This window comes from Acetobacterium sp. KB-1, assembly GCF_003260995.1.
In the GTDB taxonomy this organism is placed as follows: domain Bacteria; phylum Bacillota; class Clostridia; order Eubacteriales; family Eubacteriaceae; genus Acetobacterium; species Acetobacterium carbinolicum.
Map to the genome: position 1 here is coordinate 2,650,614 of NZ_CP030040.1, position 14,415 is coordinate 2,665,028.

Sequence of the window (14,415 nt, forward strand, 5' to 3'; positions counted from 1 at the left end):
ATAGTACCCTACAAGTTATCTTTAATCCTCGACAACCATGACAGAGGCGATTAGTTTTTTGGTATAAGCAGCCTTGGGATGATCAATGACATCACGCGTTTCTCCTATTTCAACCAGCTCCCCTTTGTATAAAACACCAGTACGATCACAGATACTGCTTACGAGTGCCAGATCATGAGAAATAAGAAGAATGGCCATATCCATTTTTTCTTTTAAGTGCACTAACAAATCAACAATCTGCGCTTGGGCTGACACATCCAGTGCGCTTGTCGCTTCATCACAAATTAACAGCTTTGGGTGAACGGCAATGGCCCTGGCAATGGCTGCGCGCTGACATTCACCCCCACTTAATTCATGGGGATAACGGCCGGCGTATTCTTCTTTCAAATCGACCATTTTAAACAGCGCTTCTAGATCCAGTTTATTCTGACTGCATCGTAAATTACAAAAGCTTTCTCTAATCGACTGTTCTATCCGCATTCGTCCATTAAAAGATGCCTTGGGATCCTGAAAAACCATTTGGACATCCTGGTATACTTTAAGTAGATCCTTCCCCTTCAGGTGTGTGATCTCCCGTCCACTTAGAAAAATCTCACCTTCATTGGGATTTTCCAGTCGGGTAATCAGTTTTGCTACCGTGCTTTTGCCGCTGCCACTTTCGCCAACAAAACCAAAAATTTCGCCCTGATTAATATAAAAACTGAGTTGCCTAAGTGCGCTTATTTCAAATTTTGCCTTTTTATAACACTTGCTTATATTTTTGAGCTCAAGAACCGGTTTTTTATTCATCTTTATTAAACTCCACAGCCATGCTGACAACTCGTCCAATGATTTTCGGCAACCTTAAACAAATCCTGATTTTTTGTTCTACACGCCTCACAGCCATGGATGCAACGACCGGCAAAACCACAGCCGCATTTAACTTCATTAAACGTCGGCGGTCGTCCTTTTAATCCCACCGGTCGTTTGCCATCCAGCCTGGGGATGGCTTCTAAGAGAGCTCGGGTATAGGGATGGCGATGATTTCTGATTACTTCTGCTTTTTCCCCATATTCAACTATCCGTCCGGCGTACATAACCGCAATTTTATCAGCCATTTTTGAAACAACCCCCATATTGTGGGTAATGATCACAATTGATGTGCCAAAGCGCTCCCGCAGCCCCATCATCTCATCCACTACCTGAGCTTGAATCGTTACATCCAGAGCACTGGTTGGTTCATCTGCCAACAAAAGTTTTGGCTCCATAATCATTGCCAGAGCAATGGCAATCCGCTGATTCATGCCCCCGCTTAATTCATAGGGATAACTGTTTAAAACGCGTTCGCCATCCTTTAGATTCAGTTTATCCAGAAGACTTAATATCCGTTCCCCAGCTTCTTTTTTATCGATTTTAACATGACTCTGCATGGTTTCAATGAATTGTTTTTTTATCCGTCTGAGCGGGTTTAGAGACGAACCGGGATTCTGAAAAATAACGCCCATCTGCGAACCGCGGAAGGCTCTTTTTTCCTCATTGGATAAATTTCTCATATCCTTTCCCTGAAAATAAATATTTCCCTGTTGAATAGTCACACCCGTATCGGATAATTGCATAATGGCTTTTAAGAGCGTACTTTTGCCGCTGCCGCTTTCTCCGACGATGCCAAGGATTTCACCTTTTTCTACCGAAAACTCGGCATTTTTAATGATCTCTATCTTGCCATAGCCAACATCAAGATTCTTTACTTCCAAAAGACTGTTCATCCTGATTCCTCTCGTTTTTTGGTATCCTTATCTTTTGTCCGGACATTAAAACATCTGCGCTCGAATTCGTTTATGAGACACTAATCCGAGCACAGTCAAACCTCCTGGATTGCTTTTTTAGTTCATATCCATTTCCGCATTCATCTGATAATAATCGGTTGGATGTGGTTTTAAACCGGTAATATTGGCATCCATATACATTGCCATATTGACAAAACCAATATTGTCAAAAGCAAACTCATCTAAAGCCTTTTGTTGCACCTCGATGGCCAATTGAGCCCGCTTATCACTGTCGAATTCAGCTTTTAATTCGGTTAACAATTGATCTGTCTCAGCATTGTAGTAATGTCCAAAATTCGTCACACCAGCGGTTCCCAATGTACCACTTAAGAACGCCTGCGGATCGCCTACAGCGGTAGTTACAATACTGTAAATGCCAATATCAAATTCACCGGCTTTAAAAAAGTCCGAATTATCATGAACCGTTACTTCTCCCCCGATGCCAATGGCTTTTAGTTCCGACTGAAGCTCGGTCACAATGGCTTCATTTTTTAATCGTTTATAGGTAACAATGCTCACGCTTAGCGGTTTTCCGTCTTTTTCAACAATCCCATCACCATCGGTGTCAATATAACCGGCCGCACTAAGTACTTTTTTTGCTTCTTCCACGTTAAAGATTGCTCCTTTTAAATGGCTGCCGCCGTAGGCCAGATCGTTTGGAAACGCTCCCACTGCCGGTGTAATTGATCCATCAAAAAGGAAATCTGCCATGCCCTCTTTATCAATGGCCATCGATATCGCTTGACGCACAGCCTGATCGGCTACCGTCTGAAGATTGTAATACAAGAAATAAGCCCGGGAGGTTGATACTTCTTCAATTTTAAAATCGTTATTTGATTCAAAGGTTTCCCGACTGTCGGAGGTTAAATTCATTGCCACATCAACCTCTCCTGATTGAAGGGCCATCGCCATCGTATCCGTATCCGTTACAAATTTGACCTGAACCGTATCAATTTTTGGTGTGCCATCCCAATAATTTTTGTTCGCCGTTAAATCGATCGTCGTTTTTTCAACGAAATCTGCGACCACATAGGGACCGGTTCCAATCGGTGCCTTATCAAGATCTGCGGTTTTATCCAGATCAATAATCGACGTATAAGGATCACACAATTCATTAATCAGGGTAGGAAACGGACTGGCCGTTGTGATTGTTATAACATTGCCCGCCACAACATAAGCGGCTTCGCCAAATGCAGCGGCTCGTTTATTGGTACTGCCAACCCGTTTTAAGTTGTTTACAACCATCTCGGCGGTTAACGGGTCGCCGTTAGAAAAGGTGACCTTATCCTTAATGGTAATTTTCCAGGTATTGGTATCCACATTTTCATAAGACTCCGCCAACCACGGCTCTGGTACCAGCTCCATGTCCAATTTAAAGAGGGTCTCTGAAATAGCATAACGGACAGTAAACCAACCCTGCCAATCGACAGCCGGATCAAGCGAGCTCACCGCCTGTGTCTCACCCCAAACCAGATGTTTTTCTCCCGAGCTTCCGGTTTCACTGTTTCCACACCCTGCTAAAACAGCAACCATTAATATCAATGACAACAACATGATCAATACTTTTCTTTTCATATTCACTCCTTTTTATTTTTATTTAAAACCAGTAGCTGGTTTTAGATCGTTTGTTGTTTGGGTTCTAATAAATCCCGAACTGTATCACCGAGAAGATTAAAAATCATCACCGCTACCAACATAACTACCCCTGGGTAGAGAATAATCCAAGGGGCCGTCTGCATCAGACTACGGCCTTCATTGATCATTGAGCCCCACTCGGCCTGGGGAATCTGCACGCCGATTCCTAGAAAGGACAATCCGGCGATGCCCATCATCATTCCACCAATTTGCAGGGTTGCCGTAACAATTAAGGGTCCTGAAATATTCGGTAACATATGCCGCCACATGATCCGGGAATGACTGTTTCCGGAAATCCTGGCGGCTTGAATATAAACCTCAGACTTTACTACCATGACACTGCCCCGGGCTAATCGTGCATACTGGGTCCAGCCGGTCACCGCCAGGGCAATCATGGCATTGATCAGACCACCACCTAAAATACCCGCTACCGCAATGGCCAGAATCATATCCGGAAAAGCCAACAATATATCAACCACACCCATCAGTGCCCGGTCAACCTTTCCGCCATAATATCCGCAAACCACCCCATAGGCCGTTCCAAAGATAAAGGTCCCCATTACTAATGCCAGGGAAGCAAAGATGGAAACCTTGGCACCCATTAACACTCTTGAAAAAACACATCGGCCATAACTATCGGTACCAAAAGGATATTCTGACGAGGGCGGTTGCTTCGCCAATTTTAAATCGGTTAAATTTGGATCATGGGGACACAGCCAGGGTGCTACTAGACTTAAAACGATTAGAATCAGGACAACACCGAAAAGAAAATACAAACGCTTATGAACGGCATCCATTGGCAGTTTTATTTTTTTCATTTTAGGTTTCCCACCCTTCTTTAACCCGCGGATCTAAAAGATGATAGGATAAATCGGTTAATAAATTAACCACAACATAGATAATTGCCATCCACACCACAAAACCCTGAATCACCGGATAATCTCGGGCGCCGATGGCATCAACAACCATTTTCCCCAACCCCCGCCAGACAAAGATGGTTTCCACCACTGCTGCGCCGCCTAAAAGCGACCCGATCGATAGACCAATCAGGGTTACCACCGTGATCATCGAATTTCTTAATACATTTTTATACAAGATAACATTTTCCTGAATCCCCCGGGAGCGGGCTCCCATCACGTAATCTTTATTTAGTTCTTCCAGAACGGCAGCGCGAATCTGACGAATATATTTTGAGATCATCACCGTCGATAGTGCAATGGTGGGCAAAATCAAGCCTCGAATCGATCCTGTTGCTAACACTGGCAACCAGTTTAATTGCATGGCAAAAACATAAATCAGAACCAATGCCAGAAAAAAGTTGGGAATTGAGGTGCCCACAAAGGTAAAAAAACGAATGCTATAATCAACCCATTGATTTTGCCGGATAGCTGCTAAAATCCCCAGCGGAATGGCAATTAAAAGCGTTAAGAGCATCGAACTGACGGCCAGAATAATGGTTGAGGGCATTGCCGTTACTATTTTTTGACTAACTGGTACATTATCAATATAAGAGACCCCCATATCACCTGTTAAAAGATTTAAAAGCCAGCTCAGGTATTGTTCCAGAAAGGGTTTGTTTAATCCCATCTCTTCTCTTGTTTCATCAAGGATCTCCTGGCTGACTGCGGTTCCCTGAGCTGAGAGTTTCATTTCAGCGGGGTCACTAGGCGCAAGATACATTAATGCAAAGGTGATAAAACTAACACCAAGCAGTATTGGAATTAACTGCACTAACCGCTTCCTAATATATTTTCCCACGCATTCACCCCTTGATTTTTATTTTGTTAGTATATTCTAACTCCATACATCATGTCAATTGATTTTTCCTTGAGCCCATAAAAAAACTCACTATCCATAAAAGACAGTGAGTTTGTATTTTTCACAGCACAAAATCATCCTCTATCTTCCGTAGAGTATTAAGACAATAAACAGGCAGGTCTTCTGGCTCAAGTTTCAATACATCACATCCTGCCTATTTGTGGCATTTCTGGTGTGACTTTTCTCTTACAGCGGCGGGACCGCGTGGGATTTACACCCAACTTCCCTTTTCACCAGCTTATCATTTTTTAATGACAGCTGACACCTGGTTAATATTTAATTATTTTTGGGTAATATATATCAGAACAAAACAAATGTCAAGACTCTGTTTTAACTTACACCTCTGTTGTCATTCATAAACGCTAGGTAAATAACTAAATTTTTTGTAAAAAAAACCACGAAAATTAATAAACTTAACCTTCATGGCCTTTCTATTGATCTTAAATCAATATTTGTTATCCTCTAGTTTTTAGATCCAACCTAAATAAATTATACGTTAAATTATTATCAATTGTCAATTCTATTTTTTTAATATTTCAATCAACTGGTCAATGGTACTTTGTAAATTAATCCCGGTTAAAAAAGCGCGGCCATTAATCACCGGAATATCAATGTCCCCTTCCAGTTGACAGGTACAGACAATCGCATCGGGATGTAATTCTTGATACTTTTTAAAGGCATCTACCGCTTTGGCTTGAACAGTTTGACAGGCAATCCCATTTTCCAGCGCAATCTGTTCAATCTTTTTGGCAACTACAGTCGAGGTCGCCAGGGCAGTTCCACACGCAACTAAAACAAGTTTCATCGTTAATTCCCTCTTTCAATAATTAGAATTTTAGAATTTATCCCTTGATGATTTTTTTGAACTGTCCTAAATTTTCTTTCATATCGCCTTTAAATAAGCAGGATCCGGAAACAATGACATTGGCCCCAGCTTCCACTACTTCTTTTAGGGTGTTAAAATTAATTCCCCCATCAACCTGAAGATCAATATTTCGATTACCAATCATTTGGCGACAGGCGCTTATTTTTTCGGTGCTTTCTGGAATATAGCTTTGTCCGCCAAAACCGGGATAGACACACATAATCAGGATCATGCTAATGTGATCAAGATACGGCTTTATCACCTCCAGAGAAGTATCCGGAGAAACCACCAGTCCGGGTCTGACCCCTTTTTTTACAATGGCGTCAATACAGTCCTTAATCTCCCCATCCGACTCCACATGAACGGTAATGATATCCGCTCCGGCATCAGCAAACCGATCGATATATTTTAGCGGCTCGCTAATCATGAGGTGAACATCAAAGGGGATCTTTATGGTCTTTCGCAGGCTCGCCACCTGATCCGGACCGATGGTAATATTGGGCACAAAATGTCCATCCATAATATCCACATGGAGATAATCGGCGCCATTTTTTTCAACTTCTTTTAGATCCCGTTCCAGATTAGAAAAATCTGCACTGAGCATAGAGGGTGCTATTTTAATATTCATTGATATCTACTTTCCTTTTGAAATGCTGTAACCGGATTATAAAAAGGTCTTAATAAGATTGTAAATCATTTGCGGCTCTTTTGCATCTTTTATTTTTTGTAACATTTTTTCATTTTGAATAATGGTAATGATCGTCTGTAAGATCTTTAGTTGTTTTTCAGGATTATTAATGGCCAGTAAAAAAATTATCTGGACCGAAATACTTTCCTTGGGATTCCCCATGCCAGCAAAAACAATGGTGTTTTTTAACGTCACAATGGAAATACTTTCTTTTAATACATATTTCGCTTCAGTATGGGGCAACGCCACCCCTATTTTTGTGGGTAAACCGGTCGGAAAGGTTCTTTCTCTTTCCACTACCGCTTCAACAAAATCTTCAGTAACACACCCCTGCGAAAGCAGCGGTGTGGCTGCTAACGCAATGGCATCAAACTGATCCTTGACCGTACAATTGACTTGAATGCGATCGATATGGATTAACGAGTCCATTATTGTTTTTCAGTGGTATCAACGAGTGTCATCTGATTTTCGCCGTCATCGTCGTCGAGATCATCCACTGGATCCTCCTTATAAACTTTAGAAATGGTGGCAATGGATTCTTCCGGTTTTAATTTCATCAGACGAACACCCTGGGTATTGCGGCCAACGGCGGTAATATCATTACCGCCAAGCTTAATAACAACGCCCTGATTATTGATCATCATAATTTCGCCATCCCGGCTGATCACGCAGAAACCAACCAATTGACCGGTTTTTTTGGTGACTTTATAGGTTTGCACCCCTTTGCCGCCACGTTTTTGGGGACGATACAGATCAGAGGCACTGAGTTTACCATAGCCATTTTCACTAACGCAAAGGACGAAGAGTTCTTTTTTAACAATATCCATCCCAACAACCACATCATCTGCCCGCAGATCAATCCCCCGGACACCAATTGATGTTCGGCTGATTGGTCTTACTTCTTCAGAGCTAAAGCGGATTGCATAACCACATTGGGTTCCCATGACAATTTCTTCATCCTGAACAACCAACCGGACATTGATCAGCTCATCACCTTCTCTTAAATTAATGGCGATAATACCATTTTTACGGGAGGTATCATACTCGGTTAAATCGGTTTTCTTGATAATTCCCTGTTTAGTTGCCATAATCAGGCATTTATCGGCGGTGAATTCTTTGACCGGAATCATGGTTGCAATCTGTTCCCCTGCTTCGAGTGGCAACAGATTGACAATCGCCGTTCCTCTGGCCGTACGTCCACCTTCGGGAATTTCAAAGGCTTTTAAGCGATAAACCTTACCCAGATTAGTAAAGAACATCAAATAGTGATGGGTGGTGGTGGTAAAGAGGTGTTCAACAAAGTCATTTTCGCGGGTGCTAAGTGCAGTAATGCCTTTGCCACCCCGTTTTTGTGACCGGTAATTATCAGCGGTAATGCGCTTCACATAACCAATATGGGTCATCGTGATGACGACTTCTTCTTCTTCGATTAAATCTTCAATTTCAAAGTCTTCGACATCAATATCAAAGTTCGTGCGACGTTTGTCGCCATATTTTTCTTTAATTTCGATTAATTCTTCTTTGATAATATTAAGAACCAGTTGACCATCACCTAAAATTGCTTTTAATTTGGCAATGGTGATCATCAGTTCTTTGTATTCTTCTTCGATCTTTTCCCGTTCCAGACCGGTTAAACGCTGGAGTCGCATGTCCAGAATCGCCTGGGCCTGAATTTCTGAGAGGCTAAACCGTAAAACTAACTGTTCCTTGGCGACTTTGCCATCGGCAGCAGCCCGGATTAATTTAATGACCTCATCAATATGATCCAGAGCAATTTTTAAACCTTCTAAAATATGGGCTCTGGCTTCCGCTTTTTTAAGATCAAAAATGGTTCGTCTGGTAATAATTTCTTTTTGATGTTCAATATAGTGAAAAAGAATTTCTTTTAAATTAAGCACCTTGGGTTCATTATTGACTAAAGCCAGCATGATCACCCCAAAGGTTTCCTGGAGCTGGGTATGCTTATATAACTGATTTAAAATAATCGTTTCGTTGGCATCCCGTTTTAAATCAATGATGATCGACATTCCTTTTTTCAGGTCGGACTCATCTCTTAAATCCGAGATTCCTTCAATTTTTTTCTCTTTTACCAGCTCAGCAATTTTTTCAACCAGCTTGGATTTATTAACCATGTAGGGGATTTCAGTGATAACAATCTGCTTCTTCCCTTTTTTGGTGGTGACCACATCAACCTTACCACGAACCTTAATTCGTCCTCGGCCGGTACGATAGGCACTTTTAATGCCAGATTTACCTAAGACAATACCAGCAGTTGGAAAATCTGGTCCTTTGACATGCTTCATCAGCTCATCAATGGTAATCTCCGGATCATCAATAAAGGCGATGGTACCATCAATGATTTCGCCCAGATTATGGGGCGGAATATTGGTGGCCATCCCGACGGCAATCCCGGAGGACCCATTTACTAAAAGATTAGGATATTTTGATGGCAAAACCGATGGTTCAGTTTCTGACTCATCAAAGTTAGGAACAAAGTCGACGGTTTCTTTATTAATATCCCGTAGCAGCTCAGCGGCTATTTTGCCCATCTTTGCTTCGGTATAACGCATCGCTGCGGCGCTGTCGCCATCGACTGAACCAAAGTTACCCTGACCATTAACAATCAGATAACGAATCGACCATTCCTGAGCCATTCGCACCATCGCATCATAAACCGATGAATCCCCGTGGGGGTGGTACTTACCTAAAACATCCCCGACGATACGGGCTGACTTACGAAAGGTTTTATCCGGAGTTAAGCCCAGTTGGCTCATGGCATAAATAATCCGGCGATGAACCGGTTTTAAGCCATCCCGAACATCCGGTAAGGCTCGACCTATGATGACACTCATGGCATAGTCAATATAGGAAGTTTTCATTTCTTCTTCAATATTAATCGATTTTATCCGATCAAATTCAATTATTTCTTGCATTTAACGTTACTCCTTCTTGACTAGATGTCCAAATTCTTAACTTTTTTAGCATTCCGTTCAATGAACTCTTTACGCGGTTGAACCTTATCTCCCATCAGAATGGTGAAGATTTCATCGGCATAGGAGGCTTCTTCAATATTAACCTGAAGCAAGGTTCTAACGCCAGGATCCATGGTCGTTTCCCAGAGTTGATGGGCATCCATTTCCCCAAGACCTTTGTATCGCTGCAGACTGATACGGGAACGATCATCCACACCTTCTAATTTTTTCTCCAGGTCCCGATCGGTATAGGCATAATCAACCTGTTTCCCCCGGGTGATTTTATAAAGTGGGGGCTGCGCAATATAGACATATCCGGCTTCGATCAGACCTGGCATATAGCGGTAAAAGAAGGTGAGTAATAAAGTCCTGATGTGGGCACCATCGACATCGGCATCGGTCATAATAATAATCTTATGATAACGGGCTTTTTCGACATTAAATTCTTCTCCGACCCCGGTACCAAAGGCAATAATCATCGATTTTAAGGAGTCGGTGGTTAAAATCCGATCCAAGCGGGCTTTCTCAACATTTAAAATCTTACCACGCAGGGGTAGAATCGCCTGAGTTTTGGAGTCACGGCCCGATTTGGCCGAACCACCCGCCGAGTCCCCTTCGACGATATAAATTTCTGACAGAGCAGGATCTTTTTCCCGGCAGTCCGCTAGTTTTCCAGGTAGTGCGGTGGAATCTAAGGCACTTTTTCGGCGTGTAAACTCACGGGCTTTTTTAGCGGCTTCACGGGCTCTGGCGGCCGATAAGGTTTTTTCAATAATATTTTTAGCGATACTGGGATTTTCTTCCATTAAGGCTGATAGTTGATCACCGACAATGGTTTCAACAATTCCCTTCACTTCGGTGTTTCCCAGTTTTGATTTCGTTTGACCTTCAAACTGGGGATCGAGCAGCTTGATGCTGACAATCGCCGTTAAACCTTCGCGCGCATCTTCACCGGTCAGATTCTTATCATTCCCCTTTAAAAAGCCATTTTTACGGGCATAGGTATTAACCGTTCGGGTCAGGGCACTCTTAAATCCATTAAGATGAGTTCCCCCTTCCGGGGTATTGATGTTATTGGCATAGGAAAAAATATTCTCCGAATAACCGGTGGTATATTGAAAGGCGATTTCCAGAGCATAATCGTCCTGTTCTTTTTCAAAATAAGTAATCTTATCATACAGCGGATCTTTATTGCGGTTCATGTACTCCACATAAGAATGAATCCCGCCGGTATAATGATAGGTTTCTTTCTTTTTAGGTGATTCTTTTTCATTCGTCAGATTAATTGAAACCCCCTTGTTAAGGAAAGCCAGTTCTCTTAAACGATGCTCAAGGATATCAAAATCATAGTCCGTTTCTTCAAAAATGTCTTTATCGGGTTTAAAGTAAATGGTCGTACCAGTGCGGTTGGTGGTACCAGTGACGGTCAGATCACAGGTTGGCTTGCCTTTTTCATAGCTTTGAAAAAAGATCTGGCCCTTTTGTTTGACTTCAACGGTTAATTTTTCGGATAAAGCGTTAACTACTGAGACCCCAACCCCATGAAGACCGCCGGATACCTTATAGCCACCGCCACCAAATTTACCACCGGCATGAAGAACCGTTAAGGCCAATTCAACCCCGGTTTTTCCCTGGGCATGGTTCATCCCGGTGGGAATCCCCCGACCATCATCGACAACGGTAATCGAGTCGTCCTGATGAATGGTGACACTGATGTTTTTACAATAGCCGGCCAGGGCTTCATCAATACTATTATCCACCACCTCATAAACTAAATGGTGTAAACCCCGGGACCCGGTGCTGCCGATATACATCCCCGGTCTTTTTTGAACAGCTTCCAATCCTTCAAGGACCTGGATCTGATCAGCGGTATAATTATCTACTTTATTTTCTGGCATAGTTTCCTCCTGATTTTCATGGTTCATTAATGATTACCTTCCCCTTTACAATCTCAATGACGTGTCGGTTTTCTTTAAAACTTTCGCCATCGTTTAAGATATCTTCTGTACAGGTGATAAAGGATTGGGTTTTATTTAAAAGCGAGAGAATGCTTTTTCGGCGATGCTCATCCAATTCAGAAAAGATATCGTCTAAAAGGACCACCGGATATTCGCCGGTGTTGTCATAGTATATCTCTATTTGGGATAATTTTAGTGAAATCGCGGCGGAACGCTGCTGACCCTGGGATCCATAGCGTCTGGCATCCTTCCCATTAATTTGAATGATCATGTCGTCCACATGGGGTCCATAAATGGTTGCGCCCCGTGAAATTTCTTCCTCCCGGCTGGATTCTAAACGTTTTTTGTATAAACTTTTTATTTCGTTCAGTTCTTCTAGCGAATCGATAATATTATTCAGATAGGATAATGAAAGCGTTTCTTTTCCAAGACTGAGTATTTGATGCAGATTATTTGCTTCCCGGTTAAGCCGATGCAGATACCGAATCCGGTGATTCATTAGCCGAACCCCGGTTTGAATAAGCTGTTCATCCCAAACATCCAGAGTTGTAATCAGACTGGGTTCGTAATGAATATTTTTAAGCAGGGAATTTCTCTGATTCAGTATTTTTTCATAATCTCTTAAAATATAATGATACTCCGGCCGAAAGCCCGATATTTCCTGATTTAAAAACCGCCGTCTTTTATCAGGTCCTTCTTTGACTATTTTCAAATCATCCGGTTCAAAGAGGATGGTATTAAAAATCCCATTGATCTTATCTCTTTTTTTTACCTTTCCATCCAACAAAAACTGCCGTTTTCCCTGATAACTTTTAGCCGAAAGGGTATGTTTGACGCCATCGCTAAACACCTGGGCGGCCATAAAAAAATCATCATGATCCCATTGGGCAAGTTCTGCCACATTTGAAGCACGATGACTGTAACCTCGGGATAAAAAAAACATAGCTTCAATAAGATTTGTTTTTCCCTGGGCATTTTCGCCCATGATAATATTAATTCCTTTTTGAGGTGTGATGGATTCATTTTCATAATTACGATAATGAATGAGTTTTAACTCTTCGATAAACATGGTTTCCCGATCCCTTTAACTTGCAGGGTATCATAATCCTTGATTTCCACCAGATCACCATCTCTTATTTTTTTATTTCGCTGGGTACACAACTCCCCGTTCACATAAATTAAACCATCTAAAATCATCAATTTTACATCGCTGCCATTTCCGACAATGCCGGCATATTTGATGAGCTGATCAATTTTTATGAACTCTGTGTTAATTTCAACTATTTGCATATTTTTCCCCGCTCATTATATTTTTGGCAAAAATGAAAGAGAATTGCACGAATCCCCTTTATTTATGCCAAAATTGATTAAATTTTCATATATTTATCTTCTAACCTAAGTATTATAACATAAAAAATAAAAATAGTCTAAAAAATCAACACATCATTTCTATAATTATGATTTTTTAAACTATTTTTAATTCGATTTAAATCCCTTTTTAAATTACGATCTTAACCATAAATTTTTAATTTTCTTCGGCAATTCGCACCGGAAGGATTAAATAAATAAATTCATTACCTTCGATAGGAAGCAAAACCCCCGGTCCAACCGAAGTTGTCATATCAATCATCAGTTCTTCCTCTTCAATTACCCGTAAGGCTTCGATTAAAAATTTGGAGTTAAAGGCTATTTTTATAGATTCGCCATGGTTCTCAATCGGGATCACTTCAAAAACATCCCCAATTTCCGCATTGGAGGTTAAAATCAGCTGGTCCTGATTAAAATCCATTTTGATTAAGTTATTTTTTCCTTCGCGGGCTAACAGTGCCGCCCGTTCACTGCTTTCTAACAGCAACCGCCGATTGACCTTAACCTGAGTGGCTTTTTCGCCAGGGATGATCTGTTTATAATTAATAAAATCCCCTTCCAGTAGTCGGGAGGTGAACTGAATCGTGTCCATTTCAAAAAAGATTTGATTTTTTGAAAATTTAACGACCACATCACCCGTGTAACTGGCCAACACCTTGTTAATTTCAGATAATGATTTGGACGGAATAATGACGCTAAGATCCTCTGTCACCGGAGTTTTAATGGTGCCGGTTCGAAGTGCTAAGCGATACCCATCAAGGGCGATTAAATTGATCACATCATCATGAAGTTCTATTTTTACGCCGGTCAAAACGGGGATATTTTCATTTGTAGCTACTGAAAATAAGGTTCCCTTAATCAGTTCTTTCAAAACAGCGGCTTCAATGGTAAAGATATGGTCGTCAATAACTTCCGGAAAGTCCGGAAATTCTTCATCCGATAATCCTTTTAAGGTAAAACTGGATAATAAGCACTCGATTTTAATCTGATGATGTGCATCCGTTTCAAAGAAAATATCCGAACCAGACATTTTACGAATCAGGTCGCCAATGATATTAGCGGTTAACACAATCTCGCCGCTACTTTCAACTTCAGCTGGAATGGTTACTTCCACACCAATTTCTAAATCAGTACTTCTTAATAATAATTTATTATCAGCAGCAATAAAAAGAATTCCCTCTAATATTTTCATCGTTGTTTTTGATGAAACTGCTTTTTGAGCAATCGATAATGCAGCCATTAAACTTTCTTTTGAACAATTGAATTTCATAAAAATCGCTCCTTTTTAAAATTTGAAAACCCCTTT

13 protein-coding genes and 1 riboswitch are annotated in these 14,415 nt (G+C 41.3%); all 13 genes read right to left on the reverse strand.

Features of this window, described 5'->3' with window-relative positions:
• Window positions 1-21: 21 nt before the first annotated feature.
• Window positions 22-789 (reverse strand): ABC transporter ATP-binding protein, encoded by a 768-nt coding sequence (locus DOZ58_RS12240; protein ID WP_111888543.1) that lies wholly within the window; start codon window positions 787-789, stop codon window positions 22-24.
• A gap of 5 nt (window positions 790-794) precedes the next feature.
• Complete coding sequence (locus tag DOZ58_RS12245) at window positions 795-1,745, reverse strand: ABC transporter ATP-binding protein (RefSeq protein ID WP_111888544.1); 951 nt, start codon at window positions 1,743-1,745, stop codon at window positions 795-797.
• Between the two features lie 117 nt (window positions 1,746-1,862).
• Window positions 1,863-3,380 (reverse strand): ABC transporter substrate-binding protein, encoded by a 1,518-nt coding sequence (locus DOZ58_RS12250; RefSeq protein WP_111888545.1) that lies wholly within the window; start codon window positions 3,378-3,380, stop codon window positions 1,863-1,865.
• Window positions 3,381-3,421: 41 nt separating this feature from the next.
• Window positions 3,422-4,258 (reverse strand): nickel transporter permease, encoded by an 837-nt coding sequence (gene nikC / locus DOZ58_RS12255; RefSeq protein ID WP_111888546.1) that lies wholly within the window; start codon window positions 4,256-4,258, stop codon window positions 3,422-3,424.
• A gap of 1 nt (window position 4,259) precedes the next feature.
• Window positions 4,260-5,198, reverse strand: coding sequence for a nickel ABC transporter permease (gene nikB, locus DOZ58_RS12260; RefSeq protein WP_111888547.1), 939 nt, complete (start codon window positions 5,196-5,198; stop codon window positions 4,260-4,262).
• A 155-nt stretch (window positions 5,199-5,353) separates the two neighbouring features.
• Window positions 5,354-5,542, reverse strand: a riboswitch (cobalamin riboswitch).
• A 236-nt stretch (window positions 5,543-5,778) separates the two neighbouring features.
• Window positions 5,779-6,063 carry a PTS sugar transporter subunit IIB gene (locus DOZ58_RS12265; RefSeq protein ID WP_111888548.1) on the reverse strand — a complete coding sequence of 95 codons (285 nt, stop codon included), beginning with the start codon at window positions 6,061-6,063 and terminating at the stop codon, window positions 5,779-5,781.
• 37 nt (window positions 6,064-6,100) lie between these two features.
• Window positions 6,101-6,751, reverse strand: a complete 651-nt coding sequence (gene rpe, locus DOZ58_RS12270) for a ribulose-phosphate 3-epimerase (RefSeq protein ID WP_111888549.1) — start codon at window positions 6,749-6,751, stop codon at window positions 6,101-6,103.
• A 36-nt stretch (window positions 6,752-6,787) separates the two neighbouring features.
• Entirely contained in the window at window positions 6,788-7,240 is a 453-nt protein-coding gene (locus DOZ58_RS12275) for a PTS sugar transporter subunit IIA (RefSeq protein ID WP_111888550.1), read from the reverse strand.
• Entirely contained in the window at window positions 7,240-9,744 is a 2,505-nt protein-coding gene (gene gyrA / locus DOZ58_RS12280; RefSeq protein WP_111888551.1) for a DNA gyrase subunit A, read from the reverse strand. Before gyrA ends, DOZ58_RS12275 begins: the two co-directional genes overlap by 1 nt.
• Before the next feature lie 20 nt (window positions 9,745-9,764).
• Complete coding sequence (gene gyrB / locus DOZ58_RS12285) at window positions 9,765-11,681, reverse strand: DNA topoisomerase (ATP-hydrolyzing) subunit B (RefSeq protein WP_111888552.1); 1,917 nt, start codon at window positions 11,679-11,681, stop codon at window positions 9,765-9,767.
• A gap of 16 nt (window positions 11,682-11,697) precedes the next feature.
• The gene (gene recF, locus DOZ58_RS12290) at window positions 11,698-12,810 is read right to left on the reverse strand and encodes a DNA replication/repair protein RecF (protein WP_111888553.1); all 1,113 of its coding nucleotides are present in this window, start codon (window positions 12,808-12,810) and stop codon (window positions 11,698-11,700) included.
• Window positions 12,792-13,031, reverse strand: a complete 240-nt coding sequence (locus DOZ58_RS12295) for an RNA-binding S4 domain-containing protein (RefSeq protein ID WP_111888554.1) — start codon at window positions 13,029-13,031, stop codon at window positions 12,792-12,794. The genes recF and DOZ58_RS12295 overlap by 19 nt, the downstream gene beginning before the upstream one ends.
• Before the next feature lie 235 nt (window positions 13,032-13,266).
• A complete protein-coding gene (gene dnaN / locus DOZ58_RS12300) occupies window positions 13,267-14,379 on the reverse strand; it encodes a DNA polymerase III subunit beta (protein ID WP_111888555.1) in 1,113 nt (370 codons plus the stop codon).
• Between the last annotated feature and the right edge of the window lie 36 nt (window positions 14,380-14,415).